This window comes from Micromonospora sp. NPDC050695 (assembly GCF_040654415.1).
Lineage (GTDB): Bacteria > Actinomycetota > Actinomycetes > Mycobacteriales > Micromonosporaceae > Micromonospora.
Genome location: NZ_JBFAHZ010000019.1, coordinates 69,412 through 96,015, shown reverse-complemented (window position 1 = coordinate 96,015; position 26,604 = coordinate 69,412). Strand labels below are relative to the sequence as shown.

Sequence of the window (26,604 nt, the reverse complement as noted above, 5' to 3'; positions counted from 1 at the left end):
AGACGCTACTGCCGGCGGTCCCGGCCGCCGGCAGCAACGCCAATGCCCCACCCGGCCGAGCGTGAAACAGGTTCACGACACCTGCCGTTCATCTCGGCGACGTGTGTCAGGACCCGCGCCGGATCCGACCCGCGTACCGGGCCTCCAACTCCGCGTTGTGCGCGTCACCGTCGGGGATGTTCGCCGACAGGTAGACCGGGGGCCGCCCCCCCGCCGCCAGCAACCGGGCCACCACCTCCACGGTGACCTGCTGGGCCAGCAGCGCCGCCGTGATCGAGGAGACCGCGCCGACCGCGCCGCCGCCGGGCAACGGCAGGGTCGCGTCGCCGTACGGCGCACCGTTGTCGAGCACCACGTCGGCGAGGTCGGCCAGCTTGCGACCGGACGGGTGCCGGGAGGTCATCCGGCCGGAGTGCAGCGCGGAGGTGATCGCCACCAGCCCGTGCCCGCGTTCCTTCACCAGCGCGGCGAACTCCACCATCGCGCCGTTGACCCCCGAGTTCGAGGCCAGCACGAACACGTCGGTGGGCCGTACCGGGGCCAGTTCGTAGAGCCGGTGGGCCACCTCCGGGTCGCGCTCCAGCAGCGGGCCGAGCCGCTCGGCCGGTTCGCCGCCGAGCAGCACCAGGTCACGCAGCGCGATCCGGTTGGTCGGCACCAGGCCACCCGCCCGCCCGGCGATCTCCATGGCGAGGGCCTCCGAGTGGCCGGTACCGAACGCGTGCACCACCCCGTCGGCACGGACCGCGTCGGCGATCAGGTCGGCGGCCCGCCCCACCGCCTCGCGCTGACTGGCGGCCACCCGCCCGATCGTCTCGGTCACCACGGCCAGGTAGTCCTCGGCACTCACCGTCATGCGTCCTCCGTCGTCCGATTGCGGGCCAGCCAGTGCACGCGAGGTCGACCACCGCCCGCCGGCGCATCGACCCGCCACATCCCGATGTCGACCGCCCGGCTCAGGCCGTTGCGGTGGCCCGGGCCAGGATCGCCTCGGCGAGCGGCCCGGGCGCGGTGTCCGGGATCCAGTGACTCACCCCGGGCAACGCCACGAAGCGGTAGTCGCCGGTGACGTTGGCGGCGCACGCCTCGGCGGCGGTGCGGCCGATCGCGACGTCCCGGTCGCTCCACACGTACGTGGTGGGCACCTCGACCGGGCCGACGCCGGCCAGGTCGGATCGGGACATCGCCCGGTACCAGTTCAGGGCGGCGGTGAGCGCGCCCGGCTCACGCATCGGGTCCGCGTAGCGGGCCACCCGGGACGCGTCACCCACGCTGCCGAGCATCTTGCGCAGGGCCGCGGCGTGGAAGGCCAGCAGCACCCTCTCGGCCGTGCCCGGCTTGCGGAACAACGCCATGTACGACGAGCGCGCCTTCTGCTCGGTGGCGAGGGCGTGCGCCATGGCCGCGGGATGCGGCACCGACACCGCCGTGAGCGTGCGGACCCGCTCGGGGTGCGCGGCCGCCACCGCCCAGGCCACCACCGCGCCCCAGTCATGGCCGACCAGGTGGACGGCGTCCAGGCCGAGCGCGTCGAGCACCGCCACCACGTCGGCGACCAGTTCCGGGATCCGGTACGCGTCCACCGCCGCCGGTCGGGCGTCGGGCGAGTAGCCGCGCTGATCCAGCGCGTACGTGCGCAGCCCGGCCGCGTGCAGCGCGGGGACGACGTCGTCCCATTCGCCGCTGTGCTGGGGGAAGCCGTGCAGCAACAGGACGGCCTCGCCGTCCGGCGGCCCACCGGCGCGTACCTCGAACATGAGACCTCGTGCGTCGACCCGCATGATCGTCAGCCTACCCAGCCGGCTTCCGCCGGGCCGGACGCCGAGGTGGGGCAGACGCCCTGCTGGGCTGGCACCCCTGGTCGGTGCTAGCGTCAGCGAGACAACTTCACATCCGACAGGGGAGCGCACAGCGCTGAGAGTGCGGGCACGCCCGCAGACCCTCGAACCTGATCTGGGTAATGCCAGCGCAGGGAGTTCGGTCGACCTCCAGCCGCGCCGTCGTCCGGTGCCACCGGGCGCGGCGTGCGTCTTCTCCTGGTTCTTTTCCTTGAACTGGGAGCACAGCATGGACAACACCACCAACCGTTGGCGCACCATCGACATCGTGGTCGCCTCGGTGATCGCGGTGGCCTTCGGCGTCATCTTCTGGGCCTGGGGCCTGGTCTGGAGCGCCACCGAGGGGGCGTTCGCCTTCTTCCCACCGGCGCAGACCCTGCTCTACGGCGTGTGGCTGATGCCGGCCGTCATCGGCGGCCTGGTCATCCGCAAGCCCGGCGCCGCCCTCTACTGCGAGACGGTGGCGGCGGTGCTCTCCGCGCTGCTGGGCAGCCAGTGGGCCGGCACGGTGATCCCGCAGGGCATCGTGCAGGGCCTCGGCGCCGAACTGGCGTTCGCCGCCTTCCGGTACCGGTCGTTCCGGCTGCCGACCGCCGTGTTGGCCGGCGCGTTGACGGGTCTCAGCGCCGCGCTGTTCGACTTCTTCATCTGGAACGTCGACTACGCGCTGGTCGACTACCGCATCCCGTACGCGCTGCTGACCGTCGTCAGCGCCACCGTGATCGCCGGCGTAGGCGGCTGGCTGCTCACAAAGGCCCTGGCCAACACGGGCGTCCTGGACCGCTTCCCGGTGGCCCGGGACCGAGCCCCCATCTGACCCCACCCACTCGCGTCGATCATGAGGTTGACGGGTGGATGGATCGTCAGAACCACCGTCAACCTCATGATCAACCGTGCAGGGTGGAGCCCGGGTCGGGAAGGGGGTGGGTGTGGTGGGCGGGGTACTGCTGCGCGGGTTCGGGTGGCGGCACGCCGGGCGGCGGGCGTGGGCTCTGCGCGGGGTTGACCTGCGGGTTGAGGACGGCGAGCGGGTTCTCCTGCTCGGTCCCTCGGGGGCCGGAAAGAGCACCCTGCTCAGCGCGCTCGCCGGGCTGCTGCCGGAGGACTCCGGCGAGCAGGAGGGCACCGTCGAGATCGACGGGCTCGACCCGCGCAAGGGCCGGGAACGGGTCGGCATCGTCTTCCAGGACCCGGAGACGCAACTGGTGATGGCCCGCAGCGGCGACGACGTCGCGTTCGGGCTGGAGAACCGGGGCGTACCGACCGGCGAGATCTGGCCCCGCGTCGACGAGGCGCTGCGCCGGGTCGGCTTCCCGTACCCCCGGGACCGCAACACGGCGGCGCTCTCCGGCGGGGAACAGCAACGTCTCGCCCTGGCCGGCGCGCTGGCCCTGCGGCCCGGCCTGCTGCTGCTCGACGAGCCGACCGCCAACCTCGACCCGGCCGGCGCGGACCTGGTCCGGCAGGCGGTGGCCGGCGCCCTGGACGCCGACACCACGCTGATTCTGGTCGAGCACCGGGTCGCCGAGGCGCTGCCGCTGGTCGACCGGGTGGTCGTCCTGGAACCCGGCGGCGGGGTCCGCGCCGACGGGCCACCCGAGGCGGTCTTCGCCGCGCACGGTGCCGCCCTCGCCGCCCAGGGCGTGTGGGTGCCCGGTCACCCCATCACGCCCCGGCCGGCCACCGCCGCCGCCGGGGACCTGCTGATCACCGCCGAACGGCTCGGCCTGCCGCCCCGGCTGGGCCCCACCGACCTCGCGGTACGCGCCGGCGAGGCACTCGCCGTACGAGGTCCCAACGGCGCCGGCAAGTCCACCCTGGCCCTACTGCTCGGCGGGCTGCTGCGACCGGGCACCGGCCGGGTCACCGCCTCCGCCGAGCTGGCCGGGCCGGATCACCGCACTCCCCCGCACCGCTGGCATGCGCCCGCGCTGGCCCGGCGCATCGGGTCGGTCTTTCAGGACCCGGAGCACCAGTTCGTCACCGGCACCGTCTTCGACGAACTGGCCCTCGGCCCGCGCCGCACCGGCCAGACCGAGGCAGCCGTCAAGGACACCGTGGCCGCGCTGCTGGAGCGGCTACGACTGGCACGGCTCGCGGCAGCCAACCCGTACACCCTCTCGGGTGGGGAAGCGCGGCGGCTGAGCGTGGCGACCGCCCTGGCCACCGCGCCCCGCCTGCTGATCTGCGACGAACCCACCTTCGGCCAGGACCGGCGGACCTGGCGGGAACTGGTCGACCTGTTCGCCGACCTCCGCGACGCCGGGCACGGCATCGTCGCGGTCACCCACGACGCGGACTTCGTCGCCGCGCTCGCCGACCGCACCGTCACCCTCCAGCGGGCCCCGGCCGGCAGCCGATGATCAGTATCGAGCCGGTCGCCGCGCCCGGCGCGCCCCTGGCCCGCCGCAACCCGGTGGCGAAGGTCGCCGCCGCGCTGGCCTTCTCGTTCATCCTGCTGGCCACTCTGGACCCGGTCGCCCCGGCGATCGCCATCGCACTCGAACTCGCGCTGCTGCCGCTGTTCGGCATCCGCTACCGGGTGCTGGCCCGGCGCGCCCTGCCGCTACTGCTCAGCGCCGCCGGCATCCTCGTCACCCTGGTGCTGTTCGCCGCCGACCGCTCCGGCCGGGTACTGCTGGACGCGGGGCCGGTGCTGGTGAGCACCGGTGTGCTGCTCACCGCACTCGGTCTGGTGCTGCGCGTGTTCGCGGTGGCCCTGCCCGGCGTGATCGTCTTCGCCACCACGGACCCCACCGACCTGGCCGACGCGCTGATCCAGAACGCGAAGGCACCCGCGCGGTTCGCCATCGGGGCGCTGGCCGCGTTCCGGCTGGTGCCGCTGCTCGGCCAGGAGTGGCAGATGATCAGCATGGCCCGGCGGGCGCGGGGCGTCGACGCCGGACGCAACCCGGTGGCGAAACTGCGGCTGTTCACCTCCACCGCGTTCGCGCTGCTGGTCGGGGCGATCCGTCGGGGCACCCGGCTCGCGGTGGCGATGGACGCGCGCGGCTTCGACGCCGGCACACCCCGCACCGTGGCCCGCCGGCAGTCCTTCACCCGCGCCGACGCCCTCCTGATCGCCGGCTCGGTCCTGCTCGCCGGAGCAGCCCTGACAACAAGCGTCCTCCTGGGCACCTTCCGCCCCCTGCTCAGCTGATCCCCCCGCCCCGCGGGGTGGTCAGCTGCGGCGGAAGGCGTAGCGGCGGGGCTGGCCGGCTCGCTGGCTCTTGCCGCCTGCCGAGCGGGCTCCGCCGGTCTGCGGCGGGCCGGCCTTCGGTGCCACCGCTTTCGCGGCCGGCGAGGGGTCGACCGGCGAAACGTCCGGCACCGCGGGTGCTTCCAGCACCGCGGGCACGTCCAGCGCAGGCGGTGCGTCGAGCACCGCGGGCACGTCGACCACGACCGGCACGTCGGGCGTCGGCGTCCCGGCCGCTCCCACCTCGACCGGCAGCGCCGACTCCACGGGCAGGGTGGGGAGCGGGCCGTGGCCGGCCGCCGGGTCGATGCCGAGCGGTGTCGCTTGCGGGGTACGGGACTTCTTCGGATTACGCCTGGCGGGCATCCGGGCCTCCTTCGGTGCCGACCGGCACGGCCGGTCCCGCGCTCCGGCGGCCGGTCGGATCGGCTGGCGACCGCCGCAAACGCGACGGTCGAATGGGGAAGGGACTGCTCACCGGGGTCGGGCAGCGCCAGCCGTGTCACGGCGGCGGGGAGATGCGGGACGCCCGGGAGCGCACGGACCGCGACGCCGGGGCGGCGGACCGGCTCGGAAGATGGGGCGTCAGTTACGCATGCCCGAAACCCTAACCACCGCCCGGCCGGACGCGCACCCGAATTACTGGCACGATCGGCACATGCTGATCGCGTTCTCGATCACCCCGCTCGGTGGCGGTGACTCCGTGGGCGACCTGGTCGCCGAGGCGGTGCGGGTGGTCCGTGAGTCCGGCCTGCCCAACCGGACCGATGCCATGTTCACCACCGTCGAGGGCGAGTGGGACGAGGTGATGGCGGTGGTGAAGCGGGCGGTCGACGTGGTGGCCGCGCAGGCACCCCGGGTCAGCGTGGTGCTCAAGGCCGACGTCCGGCCCGGGGTCACCGATGCGCTCGCCGGAAAGGTCGCCCGGATCGAAGCCCGCCTCGCCGAGGGCTGACCCCCGGGGGCCACCGTCGGCAGCACCGAAACTACCAGGAGTAACGGGACGTCGATCACTGGTCCGTATCGGCGCGCGTCACGATAGGTTCAAGTCAATAGTGGCGACGAAGGGTGGCGGCACGGATGGCTGAGCAGGCGACGGCGCAGATCGGTGTGACCGGGCTGGCGGTGATGGGCCGCAATCTGGCCCGCAACCTGGCCCGCAACGGCTTCACGGTGGCGGTGCACAACCGATCACCGGAGCGCACCCGCAGCCTCGTCGCCGAGCACGGCGACGAGGGCACGTTCGTGCCCGGCGAGACGATGGCCGATTTCGTGGCGTCACTGGAACGGCCCCGCGCGGTCATCGTGATGGTCAAGGCCGGCGCGCCCACCGACGCGGTGATCGACGAACTGGTGCCGCTGCTGGAGGAGGGCGACATCATCGTCGACTGCGGCAACGCCCACTTCGCCGACACGCGCCGCCGTGAGGAGGCGCTGCGCGCGCAGGGCCTGCACTTCAGCGGCACCGGCGTCTCCGGTGGCGAGGAGGGCGCGCTGCTCGGGCCGAGCATCATGCCGGGCGGCTCCGCCGAGTCGTACGCCAAGCTCGGGCCGATGTTCGAGAAGATCGCCGCCCACGTGGACGGCGTCCCGTGCTGCACGCACATCGGGCCGGACGGTGCCGGGCACTTCGTGAAGATGGTGCACAACGGCATCGAGTACGCCGACATGCAGCTCATCGCCGAGGCGTACGACCTGTTGCGGGCCGGTCTGGACGCGACGCCGGCGGAGATCGCGGAGATCTTCCGCGACTGGAACAACGGCGAGCTGGAGTCGTTCCTCATCGAGATCACCGCCGACGTGCTCGCGCACACGGACGCGGCGACCGGCCGCGCGTTCGTCGACATCGTGCAGGACCGGGCCGAGCAGAAGGGCACCGGACGGTGGACCGTGCAGAGCGCCCTCGACCTGGGCATCCCGATCACCGGGATCGCCGAGGCGACCTTCGCCCGCTCGCTGTCCGGGCACGTCGACCAGCGCGAGGCGGCACGCCGGGCGTTCCCGGACGCCGGTGAGAAGTGGCAGGTCGCCGACCGGGATGCGTTCGTCGAGGACGTCCGCCGGGCGCTGCTCGCTTCCAAGATCGTCGCGTACGCGCAGGGCTTCGACCACATCCGCGCCGGCAGCCAGGAGTACGACTGGGACATCGACCTCGGCGGCACGGCGACGATCTGGCGGGGCGGCTGCATCATCCGGGCGCGCTTCCTGAACCGGATCCGCGAGGCGTACGACGAGCAGCCGGACCTGCCGACGCTGCTGGTGGCGCCCTACTTCGCCGAGGCGGTCGGTGCCGGCGTGCCGAGCTGGCGGCGGGTCGCGGCCGACGCGGCGCGGGCCGGGGTGCCGACGCCGGCGTTCTCGTCGTCCCTGGCGTACTTCGACGCGCTGCGCGCGGAGCGGCTGCCCGCCGCCCTGATCCAGGGTCTGCGGGACAACTTCGGCGCGCACACCTACCAGCGGGTCGACCGCGCGGGTTCGTTCCACACCACCTGGGCCGGCGACCGCACCGAGTCCCCCGCGTAGGCGCAACGGCGCGCGGGCGCTCCACGCCCGCGCGCCTCGCGGCCCGCGCGCCCGCGCGGGTGCCCGCAAGATCGTGCTCGATCCAGGATGTAGTGGCCTCCGTATCCGGGGAGGCCACTACATCCATGTTCGAGCGTGATCACGGGAGACGCAGGTGCGAGCTGTCACCGGTCACGCGACGGTGGCGTGCATCTCCCAGACGAGGATCTCGGCCGGTTCGTCGGCGGTGACCCGTCGTCCGCCCGTCATGGTGAGCCGGGCGGCGTCGCCGGTGGCGAGTGGGCCGCTGTCCTCCAGGGTGACCGTGCCGTCGGGCACGTACAGGTGCACGAAGGGCGCGTCCGGGATGGTGACCTCGTCGCCGGGGACGAGCCGGGCGGCGTGCAGGGTCGCGTAGCGGTTGCGGATCCGGATCGCCGACGCGCCGTCGTAGCGGTCCATTCCGGAGGCGATCGGCACCAGGCCGCCGCGGAGCAGCTCGTCCTCGATCTCCAGTTGCTCGTAACCGGGGTCGACGCCCTGCTCGTCGGGGAGCACCCACATCTGCACGAAGTGCACGGGGTCGCTGTGCGGCTCCTGGTTGTTGAGCCGCCAGGCGTCGTTCTTCTCGGAGTGCAGGATGCCGGTGCCGGCGCTCATCCGCTGCGCCAGACCCGGGTAGATCACCCCGGAGTGGCCGGTCGAGTCCTGGTGCACCAGCGAGCCCCGCAGCACCCAGGTAACGATCTCCATGTCCTGGTGCGGGTGGGTCTCGAAGCCGGCGCCCGGTCGGACCACGTCGTCGTTGTTGACCAGCAGCAGGCCGTGGTGGGTGTTCGCCGGGTCGTAGTGCCGGGAGAACGAGAACGAGTGCTTGGAGTCGAGCCAGGAGATCCGGGTGGCGAACCGGTCGTCGGCACGGCGTACGTCGACCGCCGGGGCGGGGGCGGTCACCAGGCACGCTGCCCGGCGTCGGGGGTGGACGGCGCCCAGGTCAGGGCCGGCTCGCCGGTGGCCAGTTCGGCGATCTCGCCGGTACGCAGCGCAGGCGTGTGGCCGAACTCGGCGCAGTGCTGCTCGGCGATCTCGGCGCAGATCTCGGCCACCTGCTCGCAGATCGGGTCGCCCAGATCCGCCGCGTTCAACGCCATGATCATCTTGTACCGGAGATCCCGCACACCCACCCCCACCCGCCGAGTCCCACCACCTCCGGACCCTACCCGCCGCCACCTCCCCAGACCCCGAAACCACCCACCCCGCCCCCGGGGTCCGCAACGCCCACCACGGCCGCGTCGATCATGGAGTTGTGGTGGTGGACGAAAGTCGCGAATGCCGCCCAACCGCCCACCACAACTCCATGATCGACCGGGCGGGCGGGGATGGGGCGGCGCCGCCCGCACAAACATGTGCGGGCGGCGCCGGGGAGACGTGGGGTTGGGTTAGAAGAAACGGCGGCGCTTGGCCTTCTGGGGGCGGATGAGGTCCGCACCCTTGGTCAGCAGCCGGGTCGCCCCGGAGGGACCACGCCGGGCCTCCAGGGTGTGGCTGAGCCGACGTGCACCGGCCGCGGCCAGCGGCACCGCGATAGCCATCACCGCCCACTGGGCAATGCGCTTCTGGATCATGTGGGTTCACCTCCGTCAGTGGCTTCTGACGTATCTGGTACCCAGAGTGACCGGCCGGTAAGCCTCGACTCAGACCGTCGGGGCCACCGGGTTGGGCAGCGCGCCGCCGAACCGCCGGTCGCGCTGGGCGTACAGCTCGCAGGCGTACCAGAGGTGGCGGCGGTCGAAGTCCGGCCAGAGCGTGTCCAGGAAGACCAACTCGGCGTACGCGCTCTGCCAGAGCAGGAAGTTGGAGGTGCGCTGCTCACCCGACGGGCGCAGGAACAGGTCCACCTCCGGGATCTCCGGGTGGTAGAGGTACTTCGCCACGGTCTTCTCGGTGACCTTCGCCGGGTCCAGTCGGCCGGCCGCCACCTCGCGGGCGATCGCGGCGGCGGCGTCGCCGATCTCCGCGTGCCCGCCGTAGTTGACGCAGAACTGCAGGGTCAGCGTCGAGTTGCCCTGGGACATCTCCTCGGCGGTCTGCAACTCGGAGATGACGCTCTTCCACAACCGGCCGGGCCGGCCCGACCAGACCACCCGGACACCGAGGTCGACGAGCTGGTCGCGGCGACGGCGGATGACGTCCCGGTTGAACCCCATCAGGAACCGGACCTCGTCCGGGGAGCGCCGCCAGTTCTCCGTGGAGAACGCGTACGCCGACAGGTAGGGGATGCCCATCTCGATCGCGCCTTCGATGGTGTCGAAGAGGCTGTGCTCCCCCGCCTCGTGACCCTTGGTGCGGGGCAGCCCGCGGTCCTTGGCCCACCGCCCGTTGCCGTCCATCACCACGGCCACGTGCCTCGGCACGGCCTCGCTGGGCAGGGCCGGCGGCCGGGCGCCGGACGGGTGGGGTGTCGGCGGCGTCGGCTCACGCCGGCTGGCCCTCATCGATCGGATCACTCGGCTCTCTCCCTGCTCGCACCGTCCGCCTCGGCCGCGACGTCGCCGCGCGGCCGGGGCATCGCAGCCCCACCGCCGCCCGGCGGCGGGACCGTGCCGTCGACCGAGGGGCCCCGGTCGACCAGCGGCAGCGAGCGTAGCGCGCGCTCCAGGTGCCACTGCAGGTGCGCCGCGACCAGCCCACTGCACTCCCGGCGTACGCCGGTGTCGGTGGCGTCGGCGAGCACCCAGTCACCGGTGGTCAGCGCGGACATCAGATCGATGGTGGCCGGGGCGGGGTGGGCGGCGCCGGGCGGTCGGCAGTCCGGGCAGACGGCGCCGCCGGCCGGCACCGAGAACGCCCGGTGTCGCCCGGGGGTGCCGCAGACCGCGCACGCGGTCAACGCCGGTGCCCAGCCGGCGAGGGCCATCCCGCGCAGCAGGTACGCGTCGAGCACCAGGGTCGTCGCGTGTTCGCCCCGGGACAGCGCCTTCAACGCGCCCACGGTGAGCTGGAACAGTCGCAGCGACGGCTCCCGTTCCACCGGGGTCAGCCGCTCGGCGGTCTCGGCGATCGCGCTGGCCGCCGTGTAGCGGGGATAGTCGCCGAGGAACCGCTTGCCGTACAGGTCGATGCCCTCGACCTGGCTGACCGTGTGCAGCGAGCTGCCGTGGTTGCCCTTGGGGTCGCCGGCGAGTTGCAGGTCGACGTGGCCGAACGGTTCCAGTCGCGCACCGAACTTGCTCATGGTGCGACGGACCCCTCGGGCCACCGCGCGCAGCCGGCCGTGCCGGCGGGTGAGCAGGGTGATGATCCGGTCGGACTCACCGAGCTTTTGCACGCGCAGCACCACCGCGTCGTCGCGGTAGAGCTGTCGGCGGTACCCGGCCATCGGACCATTCTCCCTCGGGGTGTGAAATCAGGGTCGGTTCGGGGTGGACGCACGGATGAACCCCGATGCGCCCGACTCGTGCCCGGCCGTAGCGTGCTGACCATGGCACTGCTCGAGACCACCGCCGCCGTCCGTCGTCGTGCGACGGCCCCCGTCGCAATGGGGATGACCGCCGCCCTCATCCTGCTCGCCGGGTGCGACAACCTCTCGTTCCGTCGGCTCGACTACGACGACACCGAGGCGGTGAAGATCACCACGATCCGGATGCTGGGGGGCGCGGGCGACGTGGTGGTCCGGGGCACCGGCTCGGCGGGCGAGGCGCGGATCAAGCGGGTGGTGCGCTACCAGGGGGGTGAGCCTCGGGCCCGCTACGAGATCAAGGGCAGCGAACTGGTCCTGGACACCGACTGCGGCAGCCGGTGCACCGTCTCCTACGAGGTGACCGTGCCGGAGGGTGTGACCGTGCAGGGAGAGTCCGGTTCCGGTGACATCGAGCTGAGCCAGGTCGGCACGGTGGACCTTCGGCTGGGTTCGGGTGATGTACGGATCGCCGGCGCCACGGGCGCGGTCGGGGTGGAGACCGGCTCCGGCAACATCGATGTCAGCGAGGCCAGCGCGGCGGTTCGCCTGCGCGCCGGGTCCGGTGACATCACCGCGCGGCGGCTCGAGGGCGCGACGGACGCCGAGGCCGGCTCCGGCAACGTCACCGTCGAGCTGGACAAGCCGGCGGCGGCCCGGGCACACGCGTCCAGCGGCGACGTGACGGTGCTGGTGCCGGCGGGCAGCTACCGGGTGCGCTCCAGCGCCGGCTCCGGCGACACGCGGGTCACCGTCGCCGACGACCCGGCCGCGTCCCTGGTGCTCGACGGTTCCGCCGGCAGCGGCAACGTCACGATCAGCCAGCGTTGACCTCGACGGTGGCCGCCTCCCCGGCCGTCCGCTGCGCCGGCACCACGGCCGATCCGACGGCGCGCCCGGCCGCGCCAGGCCAAACCGCCGACTCCGCACCGGGCCGAGCGGCTGGCTCCACGCCCCGCCCGGCGGCCGACTCCACGCCGGGCCGGGCGGCTGGCTCCGCGCCGGACGGCGCGGTTGGCTCGGCCGGCACCGGCGGACCGCCCGGGATCAGCTCCGGGCGGCGACGGGCGGCGACGTCCTCGACCCAGCCGACGACCAGGGTGACGACCCCGACCAGCGCGAACACCAGCAGCACGCGGATGGCCAGCCCCAACGGGTCCTGGTGGGACCAGCCGACCACGTCGACCAGCGGGGTGAGCGCCACCACGAACGGCATGTGCCAGAGGTAGACCGTCAGCGCGCGGCGGTTCACCACGGTCACCGTCCGGTCGGCCAGTCGGCTGCGCTCCAGCCAGGCGATCCCGGCCGGTGCCCGACCGAGCACGATCAGGATGAACGCCGCGGACCAGAGGGCGTTGCCGAGGTGGTTGTCGTTGAGGTCGTATCCGCGCGGGCCGGGGTGCGCGACGATCCACGCGCCGCCGGCCGTCGCGAGCGCCAGCGCCAACGGGTACACCACCCGGCCGGCGAGCCGGCGCAGCATCCCCGCGTGGTGGGCGAACCCGAGCAGCCATGCGCCGAAGTACAACCCGAACTCGCGCAGCACCGGTGGCGGCGCCTGATAGATGCCCACCTCGATGGCCACCAGCAGGAGGTACGGGGCGATCACGGTGGGCAGCGGGGCCTTACGGAACAGCCAGAACGCGATCGGTGAGGCGAGCACGAACCAGAGGTAGTCGCGCAGGTACCAGATGATGCTCAGCGCCAGGGCACCCCAGTTGTTGGCCGGCGGATCGGCGATCGGGAACAGCCACAGCAGCACCCGAGGGCTCCACGCCAGCCCGCTGAACAGCATGGCCGGCACGAAGACCGCCGCCAGCACCCACAGCGACGGCAGCAACCGGCGCAACCGGCGACCGACGGCGGCCGGACCGGACCGGGTGAGCGAGGCGGCCATCAACGAGCCGGCCAGGGCGAACATCACCGACATGGCAGGGAAGACGAGAGTGAGGGTCGCCCACCCGGTGACGTGGTAGACGACCACTCGGACGATGGCCAGGAAACGGAGCAGATCGAGATACCTGTTGCGCATCAGCCTGCATCTGGGTCGGGGACGCGGGGCGTACTTCCCCTACCCTGCGCGGTGCCGGCGCCAAACGGCCGGCACCCCGACCAAACGTGAAACCTGCCATCGGTACGACCGGAAAAGATCATGGAGTACGCCGCGCCCGACCCGACCGGGGCGTCCGGCCGGGTCGGCGTGGTGGGTCAGAAGCCCAGCTTGCGCAGTTGCTTCGGGTCGCGCTGCCAGTCCTTCGCCACCCGCACGTGCAGGTCCAGATAGACCCGGCCACCGAGCAGCTCCTCGATCTGGCGGCGGGCGTTGGTGCCGACCTCCTTGAGCCGGCTCGCCTTGTGACCGAGCACGATGGCCTTCTGGCTGGGCCGCTCCACGTACAGGTCGGCGTAGATCTTCATGACCTGACCCTCGGGGATCATCTCCTCGACCACCACGGCGATCGAGTGCGGCAGCTCGTCGCGGACCCCCTCCAGGGCGGCCTCCCGGATCAGCTCGGCGACCAGCACCTGCTCGGGGTCGTCGGTCAGCATGTCGTCCGGGTAGAGCTGCGGCGACGGCGGCAGATACTTGGTCATCACGTCGACCAGCGTGTCCACCTGGTGTCCGGAGACCGCGCTCACCGGCACGATCTCGGCGAACTCCCCCATCTCACTGACGGCGAGCAGCTGCTCGGCCAGCCGACGCTTGTCCACCAGGTCGGTCTTGGTGACCACCGCCAGCACGGTCGCCTTCAACTCGGCCAACTCGCCGGAGATGAAACGGTCACCACGCCCGACCGGCTCGTCGGCCGGGATGCAGAGGCCGATCACGTCGACCTCGGTCCAGGTCGACCGGACCAGGTCGTTGAGGCGTTCGCCGAGCAGCGTACGCGGGCGGTGCAGGCCCGGCGTGTCGACCAGGACCAGCTGCGAATCCGGACGGTGCAGCACCGCCCGGATGACGTGCCGGGTGGTCTGCGGCTTGTTCGACGTGATCGCGATCTTGGTGCCGACGATCGCGTTGGTCAGCGTGGACTTGCCGGCGTTGGGCCGGCCCACGAAGCAACCGAAGCCGGCCCGGTACGGGCGTGCCTGCGGATCCTGCACGGGGCTCACTGGGTCACCGTGCCGAGCACGGTGCCGTCCGGCGCGGCCACGTGGATCGGCGCGTCCACGGTCAGGTCACGAACCGCGGCGTGCCCGGCACCGTCCAGCGTCGACGCCTCGGTCACCACCACCGCCGCCTCCAGCCGGTTCGCTCCGGCCGCCACGGCCGAGGCCACCGCCAACTGCAACGCGGTGAGGGTCAGCGAGGGCAGGGCGACGCTCGCCGCCGCGTACGTCCGGCCGTCGGAGTCCCGGACCGCGGCGCCCTCCACGGCACCGACCCGCCCGCGGGCGCCCCGGGCCAGGACGACCAGCTTGGCGTCCTCGGCGCTCAGTACGGCCGGCGCGGTGGGGGTGGGCCGTGCGGTGGGCGCGGCGGGTGTCTCAGGCATCTGCGGGTTGCCTCTCCTCGTCTCGGTTGTGGCCCTGGTCGTCACCGGGGCCGGCGTGCTCGCCGCGCCCCGCGGTGTCCTGCTCGTCGCCCGGCTCCGCCCGGCTGACCAGAACCGTGTCGATCCGGTTGCGCCGGCCGGTGGTGCCCTCGGCGACAAGTCGGAGACCGGCCACCTCGACCTCCGCGCCGGGAATCGGCACCCGCCCGAGCGACTGGGCGAGCAGACCACCGACCGTCTCCACCTCGTCGGTGGGCAGATCGGTGTCGAACAGCTCGCCCAGGTTCTCCACCGGCAGGCGGGCGGTGACCCGTACCGAGGAGTCGGGCAGGCGTTCGACCGGCGGGCGTTCGACATCGTACTCGTCGGTGATCTCGCCGACGATCTCCTCCAGGATGTCCTCGATGGTGACGAGGCCGCCGGTGCCGCCGTACTCGTCGACCACGATGACCAGGTGGTTGCGGGCCGCCTGCATCTCCGACAGGAGGTCGTCCACCGGCTTCGACTCCGGTACGAACGTCGCCGGGCGCATCAGCTCGGCCACCGGCAGCTGCTCGGCCGACGGGTCACCGCCCCTCGACCGCCGGATCAGGTCCTTGAGGTAGAGCACACCCAGCACGTCGTCGACGCTCTCACCGATCACCGGGATGCGGGAGAAGCCGGACCGCAGGAAGAGCGCCAGCGCCTGGGCGAGCGTCTTGCCCTCCTCGATCCACACCATCTCCGTACGCGGCACCATCACCTCACGGGCGATGGTGTCGCCGAGCGCGAAGACCGAATGGATCATCTGACGTTCGCCGTGCTCGACCACGCCGCGCTGCTCGGCCAGGTCGACCAGCTCACGCAACTCCACCTGGGTGGCGAACGGGCCCTCCCGGAAGCCGCGCCCCGGGGTGACCGCGTTGCCGATGAGGATCAGCAGCGACGCGAGCGGGTTGAGCGCCCGGCCCAGCCAGCGGACCAGCGGGGCCACCGCCCGACCCACCGCGTACGCGTGCTGCCGGCCGATGGTGCGCGGGGCGACCCCGACCACCACGAAGCTGACCACGGTCATCGCGCCGGCGGTGACCAGCGCGGCCCGCCAGCCGGCGCCGAAGCTGTCCACCGCGACCAACGCCACCAGCGTGGTGGCGGTCAACTCGGCGAGCAGCCGCAACAGCAGGAGCAGGTTGAGGTGCCGGACCACGTCACCGGCGACGGCCTGCAGGGTGCGGGCGCCGCGTACGCCGTCCCGGGCCAACTCGGCGGCCCGGGCCGGCGAGACCGCGGCGAGCGCCGCCTCGGTCATCGCGATCACGCCGGCCAGCACCACCAGGCCGGCCGCGAAGACGATCAGCTGCACATCCGGAAGGCCGGCGGTGGGGCCGGCCGCGAGTAACGGAGGAGTGGACATCACTGGGTGCGGGTCGACCGCCAGCTCGCCAGCAGTCGGGCCTGGAGCCCGAACATCTCCCGCTCCTCCTCCGGCTCCGCGTGGTCGTAGCCGAGCAGGTGCAGCACCCCGTGCACGGTGAGCAGGTGCAGCTCGTCGGCCGGGGCATGCCCGGCCGTGGCCGCCTGCTTCGCCGCCACCTCGGGGCACAGCACGATGTCGCCGAGCAGGGCCGGCTCTCCACCGGCCGGGGCGCTCTCGCCCGGGCCGTGGTCGACGCTGCCCTCGTCCATGGGGAACGCGAGCACGTCGGTCGGGCCGTCGCCACCCATCCAGCGGTGGTTCAGCTCGGTCATGTAGTCGATGTCGACCAGCAGCACGGACAGCTCGGCGAGAGGGTTGACCCCCATCTCGTCGAGGGCGTGCCGGGCGACGGCGAGCACGGCGTCGGTGTCGACCTCGACACCGGACTCGTTGGCGATCTCGATGGACAACTGCTTTCCTCTGCTTTAGCGGCGGCGGCCGGCTCGGCCACCCTGGGCGGGTCGCCCGGGCACGGCGTGGACGCCCTGCGCCTGCTGGGTCTCCCGCTCGGCGTCCCAGCGGGCGTACGCGTCGACGATCTCCCCGACCAGCCGGTGGCGGACCACGTCGGAGCTGGACAGCTGGGCGAAGTGCACGTCCTCGACGTTCTCCAGGATCTCCCGGACGACCCGCAGGCCGCTGGTCGTCCCGCCGGGAAGGTCCACCTGGGTGACGTCACCGGTGACGACGATCTTGGAGTTGAAGCCGAGCCGGGTGAGGAACATCTTCATCTGCTCGGGCGTCGTGTTCTGCGCCTCGTCCAGGATGATGAACGCGTCATTGAGCGTCCGACCCCGCATGTACGCCAGCGGGGCGACCTCGATCGTGCCGGCGGCCATCAGCTTCGGGATGGTCTCCGGGTCGAGCATGTCGTGCAGCGCGTCGTAGAGCGGGCGCAGGTACGGGTCGATCTTCTCGTTCAGCGTGCCGGGCAGGAAGCCCAGTCGCTCGCCCGCCTCGACCGCCGGCCGGGTCAGGATGATCCGGTTGACCTGCTTGGCCTGCAACGCCTGGACGGCCTTCGCCATCGCCAGGTACGTCTTGCCGGTGCCGGCCGGGCCGATGCCGAAGACGATGGTGTGCGTGTCGATCGCGTCGACGTACCGCTTCTGCCCGAGGGTCTTGGGGCGGATGGTGCGGCCGCGACGGGAGAGGATGTTGAGCGTCAGGACCTCGGCGGGCCGCTCGGCGCTGCCCTGCTCGAGCATGCCGACGGTACGCCGGACGGCGTCAGTGGTCAGGGTCTCGCCTTTCTCGATGAGTTCGAGCAGCTCACTGAAGACCCGCTCGGCGAGGGCGTTGTCCGCCGGGGCGCCGGTGATGGTGATCTCGTTGCCACGGACGTGCACGTCACTGGTGACCGAGCGTTCGACGAGTCGCAGGATCTCGTCACCCGCGCCGAGGAGGTTGACCATGATCTTCGAGTCGGGCACGGTGATCCTGGTCTGCACCCGGGGCGGGCCGGGAGGTGGGGTGCCGGTCATAGGTCGGGCCGAAGGGCCCTGCGCCACCTGCTCTCGATCTCGGCGCCGGCCCTGGTGGCACGGCGTGCGGACGTTACACCCATCGTATCGGTTCAACGCGGGACGCATCGCGCCCATTTCCGCTGGCCGCGATCAACTCCCGGCCCGGAAGTCGTACCGGTCGAACGTCTCCTGGTGACGGGTGAACCGGTACGTCGCCCAGTGCATCCGGATCACCGTGCCTTCGTCGTCGCGGGTCAGCCTCAGCAGCTCGCCGACCTCCCGGCCGGAGATCGTGCGGAACACGTCCGGACGGTCCGGCACCGGGGCGAAGACCGCCGGCGGACGCCCAGCCGGGTCCTTCACCGCACGCGCCCGCAGGGTGTCGTCGTGCCAGGAGAAGACGTACTCCGACCCCTCGCCCCACCAGCGGCCGAGCAGGCCGCACAGGGCCGCCGGAGCCGGCGTACCGGGCCGCCACGGCTCGATCTCGGCCGGATCGTGCTCGACCGCCTCGGCCAGCAGCCGGTGTGGCAGGTCGAACACCTCCGCCGCGGTACCGGACGAACCGAGCACGGCGGCGCCCATCGCGCCGGCCGTGCCGTCGCCTCCCCGCCGGCCGTACGCGGCGGCCAGGAAACCGGGCATGGCGCCGTCGTGGCCCACGTGCACCACACGCTCGCCCTGCGGGATGAGGATCAGCCCGAGCCCGAAGCCGGCACCCCACAGGGTCTCGTCGGTGGTGGTGAGTGGCCAGCGCATCTCGTCCAGGGTCGCCGGGGCGAGCACCGCGCCGGTCGGGTCGAGCGCCGCCGGGTCGGCGAGGAACGCCGCCCACCGGGCCATGTCGGTCGCGGTGCCCCAGAGTTGGGCGGCCGGCCCGACCGCGCCGAAGTCGGTCGGTGGCTCCGGGTGCGCCTCGTCGGAGTACGCGTCGACCAAATAGCCGACGGCCGCCGTCGACCCGGGCGTCACGGTCGTGTCGGTCAGGCCCAGCGGGGTCAGCACCCGATCGGCGAGCACCTCCGCCCAGGTGCCGCCACGCAGCCGGGCTACCAGCAGGCCGAGCACGGCCATGCCGAGGTTGGAGTAGTGGAAGCGGCGGCCCGGCGGCAGGACCCGCTCGGCCCGCTTGAGGTCCGCGGTCAGCCGGTCGGCGTCCGGTACGCGCAGGGTGTCCCAGACGTCGCCGTACGGCTCGCGTTGCAGGCCGCCGGTGTGCGACAGCAGCCGTCGTACGGTCAGCTCGCCGTGCGCCGGCAGGTCCAGGTGCCGGCCCACCGGGTCGTCCAGGTCCAGCAGACCGTCGTCGCGGCACTGCAGGGTGAGCACCGCCGTGAAGGTCTTGGTGATCGAGCCGATCCGGAACTGGGTGTCCGGCCCCAGCGGGCTGTCGGTGCCGGTGTCGCCGACCGTGCAGCTCCACAGGGGACGGTCGGCCCGGTGCAGCGCCGCCGACACCGCCGGCACCCGGGCGTCGGCCTGCACCCGGCGGACCAGCCGACGCAACCGGTCGTGCACGTCGGGGCCGGCCGTCACGCCAGGTCCCGGGCGAGCATGGGGCCGAGCGGCGCGCCGCCGAGCAGGTGCGCGTGCACGTGGAACACCTCCTGCCCGCCGTACGTCCCGGTGTTGAACATCAGCCGGAATCCGTCGCCGAGCAGACCCTCGTCCTCGGCGACCGCGGCGGACGTCGCCAGCACGTCCGCGGCCAGCCCCGGATCGCCCTGGGCGAGGGTGGCGACGTCGGCGTAGTGCTCCTTTGGAATGACCAGGACGTGCACCGGCGCCTTCGGGTCGATGTCGCGGAAGGCGAGGGTGGTGTCGGTTTCCCGGACCAGGGTGGCCGGGATGTCCCCGGCGACGATGCGGCAGAACAGGCAGTCGGATCCCATCCGGGCAGTGTAAGGAGGAAACGGCTACGGCAGGATGGCCGGCATGACGGATCGGGCGGTACTGGTGACCGGGGCTTCGCGTGGCATCGGCCGGGCGGTGGCGGAGGCGTTCGCGGCGAGCGGGGACCGGGTGGCCATCCACCACCGCGACTCCGCCGACGCGGCCGAGCGGGTGCGCGCCAGCCTGCCCGGCACGGGGCACGTGGTGGTCCGCGCCGACCTCACCGATCCGGACGCGGTGCGGGTGATGGTCGACCGGGCGGCCGAACTGCTCGGCGGGCTCGACGTGCTGGTCAACAACGCCGGGATGTACGGCGACCGGGACGACCCACACCCGATCTTCGGCGCCTCCTACGAGCAGTGGCAGCGGCGCTGGCGGCAGGTGCTGGAGACCAACCTGACCGGTGCTGGCAACGTCACCTGGTGCGCCGCCCAGCACATGCGCGAGCGCGGCGGTCGGATCGTGAACGTCTCGTCCCGGGGCGCGTTCCGGGGCGAGCCGGAGCAGCCGGCGTACGGCGCCAGCAAGGCCGGGCTGAACGCGCTGGGCCAGTCCCTCGCGGTGGCGCTCGCGCCGTACGGCATCGCGGTGGCCACCGTGGCACCGGGCTTCGTGGCGACCGACATGACCGCCGAGCACCTGCGCGGCGAGCGGGGAGCGGCGATCCGGGCGCAGAGCCCGTTCGACCGGGTGGCCCGGCCGGAGGAGATCGCCGCCGCGGTGCACTGGCTGGCCTCGCCGCAGGCCGAGTGGGCCTCCGGCACGATCGTCGACCTGAACGGGGCCTCCTACCTGCGCAGCTGACCCGCAGGGTGGCTGGACCCGCAGGATGGCTCACCCGCGGAGTGGCTGACCGCGACGGCCACCGCCAGGCCCTGCGGCCCGCACCCTGGCAGCCTCCCGTCGAGCCGGCGGCGGCGCGGGGCGGCTACCAGCGGCCGAGGCGGGTGGCGAGCACGCTGAGGGCAGCCACCCCGGCGGTGGAGGTGCGCAGCACGGCCGGGCCGAGCCGCACCGGTCGGCCGCCGGCCTCGCGGAAGGCGGTCAGCTCGGCCGGGGCGATGCCACCCTCCGGGCCGACCACCAGGACGATCTCCCCGGCGCTCGGCAGCTCGGCGACGGTCAGCCGCTCGTCGGCCTCCTCGTGCAGCACGAACGCGGCCGCCGCGCCGGCGATCCGGCGGGCCACGGTCGCGGTGGACTCGTCCGGCGCACCGGCCACCACCGGCAGCCACGGCCGGCGGGCCTGCTTGGCCGCCTCCCGGGCGGTGGCCACCCACTTGTCCCGGGCCCGTACGCCCCGGTCACCGCGCCACTGGGTCACCGAACGCGACGCCGCCCACGGCACGATCTCGTCGACCCCGACCTCGGTCATCGCCTGCACGGCCAGCTCACCCCGGTCGCCCTTGGCGATGCCCTGCACGGTGACGATCCGGGGTACGGACGCGTCCGCGTACCCCCGGGAGGTGACGCTGACCTCCAGGGTGCCCCGGCCGACGGCGGTGACCACGGCGGCGGCGGTGCCGCCCCGCCCGTCGGCGAGCAGCAGCTCCTCGCCGACCCGCAGCCGTTGCACGGTGGCGGCGTGGTGCCCCTCCGGGCCGTCCAGGGTCAGGGTGTCGCCGGTGGGCAGCGCCTCGACCAGGAACAGCGGCGCGGACACCTCAGGCGTGCCCGTTGAACGCGTCGCGCATCCGGGAGAAGAAGCCGCCCTGCTTGGACAGCTCGGCGACCTCCTCACCACGGGTCTTCGCGAAGTCGCGCAGCATCTTCTCCTGGTCCGGGTCGAGCTTGGTCGGCGTCCGCACGTCCAGGTGCACGTACAGGTCGCCCCGGCCGGTGCCGCGCAGGTGCGGCACGCCCCGGGCGCGCAGGCGCAGCGTGCTGGCCGGCTGGGTGCCGGCCTTGACGTCGACCGTCTCCTCGCTGTCCAGCGTCTTGATGGTCAGCCGGGTGCCCAGCGCCGCCGCCGTCATCGGCACGGTGACCCGGCAGTGCAGGTCGTCGCCCTTGCGGGAGTACACGTCGTGCGGGCGCTCGTGGATCTCCACGTAGAGGTCACCGGCGGTGCCGCCACCGGGGCCCACCTCACCCTGCTGGGCCAGCCGGATCCGCATGCCGTCCTCGACGCCGGCCGGGATCTTGACGGTCAGCGAGCGGCGGGTGCGCACCCGGCCGTCGCCGGCGCAGGTGGGGCAGGGGTGCGGGATGGTGGTGCCGTAGCCCTGGCAGACGGTGCACGGCCGGGCCGAGACCACCTGGCCGAGGAAGGTGCGCTGCACCGACTGCACCTCGCCCCGGCCGCCGCACGCCTCGCAGGTGGCCAGGTGGGTGCCGGCGGCCGTGCCGGCGCCGGAGCAGGTGGTGCAGAGCACGGCGGTGTCGACGGTGATCGGGGCCTCGACGCCGAACGCCGTCTCGTGCAGGTCCAACTCGAGTCGCAGGATCGCGTCGGCGCCCGGCCGGGTACGCGGACGTGGGCCACGAGCCCCGCCGGCCGCACCGCCGAAGAACGCGTCCATGATGTCCTGGAAGCCGACGAACGGGCCGGCACCACCCGGACCACCCGGGCCGCCGGCGCCACCGCCACCCGGAGCGAGCGGGTCGCCGCCCAGGTCGACGATCTGCCGCTTGCGGTCGTCCGAGAGGACCTCGTACGCGGCGTTGATGTCCTTGAACTTCTCCTGAGCCTCCGGGTCCGGATTGACGTCCGGGTGGAACTGGCGCGCCAGCTTGCGGTAGGCGCGCTTGATCTCGTCATCGGAGGCTTCCCGGCTGACACCGAGAATGCCGTAGTAGTCCCTGGCCACTGCGTTCCGTGTCCTCATGTTCGTCTCGCGTTGCGCCGACCGGCGGCCGCAGCCGGCCGTCGGCCCTGACTGGTCAGTTCTGGGCCAGCAACTCGCCCACGTAGCGTGCCACGGCGCGCACCGTGGCGATATTGCCGGGGTAGTCCATCCGGGTGGGCCCCAGCACCCCCAGGCCGCCGACGATCGTGGCACCCGGGCCGTACCCGGTGCTGACCACGGAGGCGGCCCGCAGGTTGTCGAACTCGTTCTCGTCGCCGATCAGCACCCGGGTCGTGCTCGGCTCGGTCTCGCCGATGAGCTTGAGGAGCACGACCTCCTCCTCCAGCGCCTCCAGGATCGGCCGCAGCGAACCCTGGAAGTCGAGCAGGCCGCCCCGGGTGAGGTTGGCGGTGCCGGCCAGCGCGATGCGTTCCTCGTGCCGTTCGACGAGCGTCTCGAGCAGCACCGTGGCGAGCGTGGTCATCGTCGGACGCAGCTCGGGCGGCGCCTCCTCGACCAGCGCCTGCACCAGCGGCGGCGTGTCCGACAGGCGGGCGCCGGCGAGCTTCTCGTTGACCAGTCGACGCAGGTCGGTGACGTCGTCGGCGGGCACCGGGCCGGGCAGTTCCACCAGCCGCTGCTCCACCCGCCCGGTGTCGGCGATCATGACGAGCATCAACCGGGTCGTGGAGATCGGCACCAGCTCCAGGTGTCGTACCGAGGAGCGGGCCAGCGACGGGTACTGCACGACGGCCACCTGCCGGGTCAGCTGGGCGAGCAGGCGTACGGTGCGGTGCACCACGTCGTCGAGGTCGACCGCGCCGACGAGGAAGCGCTCGATGGCCCGGCGCTCGGCCGGGCTGAGCGGCTTGACCCGGGACAGCCGGTCGACGAAGAGCCGGTAGCCGCGGTCGGTGGGCACCCGGCCGGCACTGGTGTGCGGCTGCCGGATGTAGCCTTCCTCCTCCAGCACGGCCATGTCGTTGCGGACCGTGGCCGGGGAGACCCCGAGCTGGTGCCGCTCGACCAGCGCCTTGCTGCCGACCGGCTCCTGGGTGGAGACGTAGTCCTCGACGATGGCGCGGAGCACGGCGAGCTTGCGGTCGTCGAGACCCATCCTCCGCACCTCCTGTCGCACGTCGGCCGCCGGACACCTCACGCCGGCGGACCGTCCTGGCACTCGACTGTAACGAGTGCCAGTCTACGTCGGTGCCCCCGCCGACGCGATGATCAACGACAGCTCGTCGGTGCGGCCCGCGCCACCCCGCTGGGCCGATCGGCCCGCCCGACCGGGCGGTGTCGCTCTGGTGCGGCGTTGCCAACGGCACCTACCGTGACACTCATGACTGAACCTCCTCGCCCTCCCGGAGCGGGAGACCCCGGCAACTACCCGCCGGAGCCGACCTCACCGGGCTCGTCCGCATCGGCCGAGCCACCCACCGCACCACTGTCCGGGGCACCCGGCCCGGGCGGCTATCCCCCGGCCGGTGGCTATCCGCCGCCCACCGGCGACCAACCGCCGTCGGGCGGCTACCCTCCGCCGGGTGGTTACCCGCCCGGTGGCTTCCCGCCGCCCGGTGGCGGGTATCCGACCGGTGGCGCCTACGGCGGCCCCGGCGGCGGCTACGCCAACAACGAGGACAAGACCTGGGCGTTGGTCGCGCACTTCGGCGGCGCCGCCGGGATGATCGTCAGCGGCGGTGTGCTCGGCTGGATCGGGCCGCTGGTGGCGCTGCTGGCCCGGGGCAACCAGTCCCCCACGGTCCGCGCGCACGCCGTGGCGGCGCTCAACTTCCAGCTCATCTGGTCGATCATCGGCCTGGTCGGCTGGGTGCTGTCCTGCATCGTGATCGGGTTCATCCCGGTCGCGGCCGCCGTGATCCTTGGTGCCGTGTTCGGCATCATCGCCGGCATCAAGGCCAACGAGGGGCAGCTCTACCGCTACCCGCTCTCCGCCAGCTTCATCAAGTGACCCGGGCCGGCCGCTCCCCCGGCCGGCCCGGCACACCGCCGTCACCGGCGGCGGGCCGGCTCAGGGCAGCAGGTCGCGGACGACGGCGTCGGCGAGCAGCCGGCCGCGCAGGGTGAGCACCGCCCGGCCGGCCGCGTACTCCTCGGCGTTCAGCAGGCCGTCGGCCAGCGCCCGTTGCGCGCCGGCCCGCCCGGTGGCGTCGAGCACCGCCAGCGGCAGGCCGCTGGCGAGCCGCAGCCGGAGCATGACGTCCTCCATGTGCGCCTCGTCGGTGGTGAGCACCTCCCGGGCCAGGCCGGGTGAGACGCCGGCGGCGAGCCGCTGGGCGTACGCCGACGGGTGCTTGACGTTCCACCAGCGCACCCCGCCGACGTGGCTGTGCGCCCCCGGCCCCAACCCCCACCAGTCCGCGCCGGTCCAGTAGAGCAGGTTGTGCCGGCACCTGGCCGCGTCGTCGCGCGCCCAGTTGGAGACCTCGTACCAGGACAGGCCGGCCGCGTCGAGGGCGGCCTCCGCGGCCAGGTAGCGGTCCGCGGCGACGTCGTCACTGGGGTACGCCAGCTCGCCGCGCCGCATCCGGGCGGCGAGCCGGGTGCCGTCCTCGACGATCAGGGCGTACGCGCTGACGTGGTCCACCCCGGCGGCGACGACCTGCTCCAGCGAGGCCGCGAAGTCCTCGGGGCGCTCCCCCGGCGTGCCGTAGATCAGGTCCAGGTTGACGTGCTCGAACCCGGCGTCGCGGGCTTCCAGGGCGGCGGCGGTGGCCCGGCCGGCGCTGTGCGTGCGGTCGAGGATCGCCAGCACTCCCGGCGAGGCGGACTGCATGCCCAGCGAAATCCGGGTGTAGCCGGCGGCCCGCAGCCGCTGCAACGATTCCGGGGTGACCGATTCGGGGTTCGCCTCGGTGGTCACCTCGGCGTCGGCGGCCAGCCCCCAGGTGCGGTCGATGCCGTCGAGGATGCGGGCCAGGTCGTCGGCGGGGAGCAGGGTGGGCGTGCCGCCGCCGACGAAGACGGTGTCGACCCGGGGCGGCGGGTTGTCGCCGAGCACCCGGGCGGCGAGCGTCAGCTCGGCCAGGACGGTGTCGGCGTACCCCTCGCGGCTGGCACCGCCACCCAGCTCGGCGGCCGTGTACGTGTTGAAGTCGCAGTAGCCGCAGCGGCTGGCGCAGAACGGCACGTGGACGTACACGCCGAAGCCGCGCGCGCCGACCGCCGTGGTGGCGGTGGCGGGCAGCGATCCGTCGACGGGGACGGTCTCACCATCTGGAAGGACGCCGGGCATGGCCACTAGTGTGCCCGGCATGACCTCTCCCGACGTCCTCGTGCGGGTCGCCACGGCCCGTGGGGTGACCACCCTCACCCTGGACAGCCCGCACAACCGCAACGCGCTCTCCACCGGCCTGATGACCCAACTGCTGGCCGGGCTGGCCGACGCGGTCGCCGACGACGCGGTCCGGGTGATCGTGCTCGACCACACCGGCCCGGTCTTCTGCTCGGGCGCGGACCTGAAGGAGACCGCCGCGGCGTACGCCAGCGGGACGGTGCCCGCCGGGATGCTGGGCGATGTCCTCGCCGCCCTCTGGGAGTGCCCGAAGCCGGTGCTGGCCCGGGTGGGCGGGCCGGCGCGGGCCGGCGGGCTGGGCCTGATCGCCGCCGCCGATCTGGCGGTCTGCGCCGACGAGGCGACGTTCGCGTTCACCGAGGTGCGGATCGGGGTGATCCCGGCGGTGATCTCGGCGACCGTGCTGCCCCGGCTGCACCCGCGCGCCGCCGCCGAGCTGTACCTGACCGGGGACACCTTCGACGGGCGACGGGCGGCCGAGATCGGCCTGGTGACGGCCTCCGTGCCGGCCGACGGGTTGGACGAGGCGGTGCGGCGCCACTGCGACTCGCTGGTACGCGGCGCGCCCGGCGCGCTGGCCGGCGCGAAGGAGCTGCTGCGCCGACCGGGGACCGCCGAGCTGCGCGGTGACCTGGCCCGGTTGTCCGCTCTCTCGACCGGCTTCTTCCTCTCCGACGAGGGTCGCGAGGGGGTCACGGCGTTCCGGGAGAAGCGATTGACTCGATGGGTGGCCGCTCTCGACACGGATTCCGGTGAGCATGCCGGGTAGGACCGGGCCCCCAGCGGACCGGGACGCCGCCGACTGCGGTCGACGGCGTCTCGGCTCGCGGGCATGAGCAGCGAGTTCCCCGACGAGCAGTGGCTTGGCAACGACCTGGTCATCGACGCCCGGAGCCGACTGTGGGTTCGCGCCGACCGGGGCAACATCGCGCAGGGTTGGCCGTGGGAAGAAGGCCCGGCGCCCCGTTCTGGGGAGCCGGGCCTTCTTGCGTTTCCGGGTCAGTGCTGCTTGGCGAAGCTGACGAACGCCTTCCAGGCTTGCGGGTCGAACGTCAGTGCCGGGCCGGACTGGTCCTTGCTGTCCCGCACACCGACGATGCCGGAGAGGTTGTCGGCCACCTCCACGCACTGCCCGCCGTTGCCCCCACTGCGGCTGCTCTTGCGCCACACGGCTCCGGTTAGGTTACTCAT

Annotated in this window: 30 protein-coding genes and 1 riboswitch; of the genes, 9 read left to right on the top strand and 21 right to left on the bottom strand. The window is 73.0% G+C overall.

The window, feature by feature from the left end; all coding sequences use genetic code 11:
- Positions 1-106 precede the first annotated feature (106 nt).
- Both AB0H52_RS17250 and AB0H52_RS17245 read right to left on the bottom strand, forming a co-directional pair.
- Positions 107-856: an SIS domain-containing protein gene (locus tag AB0H52_RS17250; protein ID WP_357948427.1), complete on the bottom strand. Its 750-nt coding sequence runs from the start codon at positions 854-856 to the stop codon at positions 107-109.
- A gap of 100 nt (positions 857-956) precedes the next feature.
- On the bottom strand, positions 957-1,781 hold the full coding sequence (locus AB0H52_RS17245; protein ID WP_357948424.1) for an alpha/beta fold hydrolase: 825 nt from the start codon (positions 1,779-1,781) through the stop codon (positions 957-959).
- Between the two features lie 107 nt (positions 1,782-1,888).
- Positions 1,889-1,993: riboswitch (TPP riboswitch) on the top strand.
- 74 nt (positions 1,994-2,067) lie between these two features.
- Here AB0H52_RS17245 and AB0H52_RS17240 point away from each other — a divergent pair.
- The 3 genes from AB0H52_RS17240 to AB0H52_RS17230 all read left to right on the top strand — a co-directional run bounded on the left by AB0H52_RS17240 (position 2,068) and on the right by AB0H52_RS17230 (position 4,998).
- Entirely contained in the window at positions 2,068-2,655 is a 588-nt protein-coding gene (locus AB0H52_RS17240; protein ID WP_151489097.1) for an ECF transporter S component, read from the top strand.
- A gap of 115 nt (positions 2,656-2,770) precedes the next feature.
- Positions 2,771-4,201, top strand: a complete 1,431-nt coding sequence (locus AB0H52_RS17235; RefSeq protein WP_357948421.1) for an ABC transporter ATP-binding protein — start codon at positions 2,771-2,773, stop codon at positions 4,199-4,201.
- Positions 4,198-4,998 (top strand): energy-coupling factor transporter transmembrane component T, encoded by an 801-nt coding sequence (locus AB0H52_RS17230; RefSeq protein ID WP_151489096.1) that lies wholly within the window; start codon positions 4,198-4,200, stop codon positions 4,996-4,998. The genes AB0H52_RS17235 and AB0H52_RS17230 overlap by 4 nt, the downstream gene beginning before the upstream one ends.
- Positions 4,999-5,019: 21 nt before the next feature.
- On the opposite strand, the gene AB0H52_RS17225 is transcribed toward AB0H52_RS17230, so the two are convergent.
- Positions 5,020-5,403: a hypothetical protein gene (locus tag AB0H52_RS17225; RefSeq protein ID WP_151489095.1), complete on the bottom strand. Its 384-nt coding sequence runs from the start codon at positions 5,401-5,403 to the stop codon at positions 5,020-5,022.
- Between the two features lie 292 nt (positions 5,404-5,695).
- Between AB0H52_RS17225 and AB0H52_RS17220 the strand changes: the two genes are divergently transcribed.
- Positions 5,696-5,992 (top strand): MTH1187 family thiamine-binding protein, encoded by a 297-nt coding sequence (locus AB0H52_RS17220; protein WP_151489094.1) that lies wholly within the window; start codon positions 5,696-5,698, stop codon positions 5,990-5,992.
- A 125-nt stretch (positions 5,993-6,117) separates the two neighbouring features.
- Entirely contained in the window at positions 6,118-7,560 is a 1,443-nt protein-coding gene (gene gndA / locus AB0H52_RS17215) for an NADP-dependent phosphogluconate dehydrogenase (RefSeq protein WP_357948417.1), read from the top strand.
- Between the two features lie 171 nt (positions 7,561-7,731).
- Here the strand turns inward: gndA and AB0H52_RS17210 are convergent, their stop codons facing one another.
- From AB0H52_RS17210 to recO, 5 genes are all read right to left on the bottom strand, one after another.
- On the bottom strand, positions 7,732-8,493 hold the full coding sequence (locus AB0H52_RS17210; RefSeq protein ID WP_151489092.1) for a pirin-like bicupin family protein: 762 nt from the start codon (positions 8,491-8,493) through the stop codon (positions 7,732-7,734).
- The gene (locus AB0H52_RS17205; protein WP_151489075.1) at positions 8,490-8,717 is read right to left on the bottom strand and encodes a thioredoxin reductase; all 228 of its coding nucleotides are present in this window, start codon (positions 8,715-8,717) and stop codon (positions 8,490-8,492) included. Before AB0H52_RS17205 ends, AB0H52_RS17210 begins: the two co-directional genes overlap by 4 nt.
- A 261-nt stretch (positions 8,718-8,978) precedes the next feature.
- The gene (locus tag AB0H52_RS17200) at positions 8,979-9,164 is read right to left on the bottom strand and encodes a hypothetical protein (RefSeq protein ID WP_030336441.1); all 186 of its coding nucleotides are present in this window, start codon (positions 9,162-9,164) and stop codon (positions 8,979-8,981) included.
- A 69-nt stretch (positions 9,165-9,233) separates the two neighbouring features.
- Positions 9,234-10,034, bottom strand: coding sequence for an isoprenyl transferase (locus tag AB0H52_RS17195; protein WP_151488721.1), 801 nt, complete (start codon positions 10,032-10,034; stop codon positions 9,234-9,236).
- A gap of 8 nt (positions 10,035-10,042) precedes the next feature.
- Positions 10,043-10,918, bottom strand: a complete 876-nt coding sequence (gene recO / locus AB0H52_RS17190; RefSeq protein WP_278121414.1) for a DNA repair protein RecO — start codon at positions 10,916-10,918, stop codon at positions 10,043-10,045.
- A gap of 102 nt (positions 10,919-11,020) precedes the next feature.
- Here recO and AB0H52_RS17185 point away from each other — a divergent pair, with 102 nt between their 5' ends.
- A complete protein-coding gene (locus AB0H52_RS17185) occupies positions 11,021-11,827 on the top strand; it encodes a DUF4097 family beta strand repeat-containing protein (protein ID WP_278121412.1) in 807 nt (268 codons plus the stop codon).
- Here the strand turns inward: AB0H52_RS17185 and AB0H52_RS17180 are convergent.
- The 8 genes from AB0H52_RS17180 to AB0H52_RS17145 form a co-directional block, all read right to left on the bottom strand.
- Positions 11,814-13,028, bottom strand: coding sequence for an acyltransferase family protein (locus tag AB0H52_RS17180; RefSeq protein WP_357948411.1), 1,215 nt, complete (start codon positions 13,026-13,028; stop codon positions 11,814-11,816). The genes AB0H52_RS17185 and AB0H52_RS17180 overlap by 14 nt on opposite strands.
- A 176-nt stretch (positions 13,029-13,204) precedes the next feature.
- Entirely contained in the window at positions 13,205-14,110 is a 906-nt protein-coding gene (gene era / locus AB0H52_RS17175) for a GTPase Era (protein WP_192580164.1), read from the bottom strand.
- Positions 14,107-14,493, bottom strand: coding sequence for a cytidine deaminase (locus tag AB0H52_RS17170; RefSeq protein WP_151488678.1), 387 nt, complete (start codon positions 14,491-14,493; stop codon positions 14,107-14,109). The genes era and AB0H52_RS17170 overlap by 4 nt, the downstream gene beginning before the upstream one ends.
- Positions 14,486-15,910, bottom strand: a complete 1,425-nt coding sequence (locus AB0H52_RS17165; protein WP_151488723.1) for a hemolysin family protein — start codon at positions 15,908-15,910, stop codon at positions 14,486-14,488. The genes AB0H52_RS17170 and AB0H52_RS17165 overlap by 8 nt, the downstream gene beginning before the upstream one ends.
- Positions 15,886-16,359, bottom strand: coding sequence for an rRNA maturation RNase YbeY (gene ybeY / locus AB0H52_RS17160; RefSeq protein WP_151488679.1), 474 nt, complete (start codon positions 16,357-16,359; stop codon positions 15,886-15,888). The genes AB0H52_RS17165 and ybeY overlap by 25 nt, the downstream gene beginning before the upstream one ends.
- Before the next feature lie 15 nt (positions 16,360-16,374).
- Complete coding sequence (locus AB0H52_RS17155) at positions 16,375-17,433, bottom strand: PhoH family protein (protein WP_151488680.1); 1,059 nt, start codon at positions 17,431-17,433, stop codon at positions 16,375-16,377.
- Between the two features lie 132 nt (positions 17,434-17,565).
- Positions 17,566-18,951 carry a serine hydrolase domain-containing protein gene (locus tag AB0H52_RS17150; RefSeq protein WP_357948406.1) on the bottom strand — a complete coding sequence of 462 codons (1,386 nt, stop codon included), beginning with the start codon at positions 18,949-18,951 and terminating at the stop codon, positions 17,566-17,568.
- Positions 18,948-19,307 carry a histidine triad nucleotide-binding protein gene (locus AB0H52_RS17145; RefSeq protein ID WP_151488682.1) on the bottom strand — a complete coding sequence of 120 codons (360 nt, stop codon included), beginning with the start codon at positions 19,305-19,307 and terminating at the stop codon, positions 18,948-18,950. Before AB0H52_RS17145 ends, AB0H52_RS17150 begins: the two co-directional genes overlap by 4 nt.
- A 43-nt stretch (positions 19,308-19,350) precedes the next feature.
- Here AB0H52_RS17145 and AB0H52_RS17140 point away from each other — a divergent pair, with 43 nt between their 5' ends.
- Positions 19,351-20,112: an SDR family oxidoreductase gene (locus tag AB0H52_RS17140; RefSeq protein ID WP_151488683.1), complete on the top strand. Its 762-nt coding sequence runs from the start codon at positions 19,351-19,353 to the stop codon at positions 20,110-20,112.
- Between the two features lie 124 nt (positions 20,113-20,236).
- Here AB0H52_RS17140 and AB0H52_RS17135 read toward each other — a convergent pair whose 3' ends face one another.
- The 3 genes from AB0H52_RS17135 to hrcA all read right to left on the bottom strand — a co-directional run bounded on the left by AB0H52_RS17135 (position 20,237) and on the right by hrcA (position 23,214).
- Positions 20,237-20,971, bottom strand: a complete 735-nt coding sequence (locus AB0H52_RS17135; protein ID WP_151488684.1) for a 16S rRNA (uracil(1498)-N(3))-methyltransferase — start codon at positions 20,969-20,971, stop codon at positions 20,237-20,239.
- A gap of 1 nt (position 20,972) precedes the next feature.
- Positions 20,973-22,118 carry a molecular chaperone DnaJ gene (gene dnaJ / locus AB0H52_RS17130; protein ID WP_192580165.1) on the bottom strand — a complete coding sequence of 382 codons (1,146 nt, stop codon included), beginning with the start codon at positions 22,116-22,118 and terminating at the stop codon, positions 20,973-20,975.
- Positions 22,119-22,191: 73 nt separating this feature from the next.
- Positions 22,192-23,214: a heat-inducible transcriptional repressor HrcA gene (gene hrcA, locus AB0H52_RS17125; RefSeq protein WP_151488686.1), complete on the bottom strand. Its 1,023-nt coding sequence runs from the start codon at positions 23,212-23,214 to the stop codon at positions 22,192-22,194.
- Between the two features lie 225 nt (positions 23,215-23,439).
- Here hrcA and AB0H52_RS17120 point away from each other — a divergent pair, with 225 nt between their 5' ends.
- Complete coding sequence (locus AB0H52_RS17120) at positions 23,440-24,069, top strand: DUF4870 domain-containing protein (RefSeq protein WP_357948401.1); 630 nt, start codon at positions 23,440-23,442, stop codon at positions 24,067-24,069.
- Between the two features lie 60 nt (positions 24,070-24,129).
- Here AB0H52_RS17120 and hemW read toward each other — a convergent pair whose 3' ends face one another.
- Positions 24,130-25,353, bottom strand: coding sequence for a radical SAM family heme chaperone HemW (gene hemW, locus AB0H52_RS17115; RefSeq protein ID WP_357948456.1), 1,224 nt, complete (start codon positions 25,351-25,353; stop codon positions 24,130-24,132).
- A gap of 19 nt (positions 25,354-25,372) precedes the next feature.
- Between hemW and AB0H52_RS17110 the strand changes: the two genes are divergently transcribed.
- On the top strand, positions 25,373-26,182 hold the full coding sequence (locus AB0H52_RS17110) for an enoyl-CoA hydratase-related protein (RefSeq protein WP_151488689.1): 810 nt from the start codon (positions 25,373-25,375) through the stop codon (positions 26,180-26,182).
- A 230-nt stretch (positions 26,183-26,412) separates the two neighbouring features.
- On the opposite strand, the gene AB0H52_RS17105 is transcribed toward AB0H52_RS17110, so the two are convergent.
- A complete protein-coding gene (locus AB0H52_RS17105) occupies positions 26,413-26,604 on the bottom strand; it encodes a DUF397 domain-containing protein (protein WP_151488690.1) in 192 nt (63 codons plus the stop codon).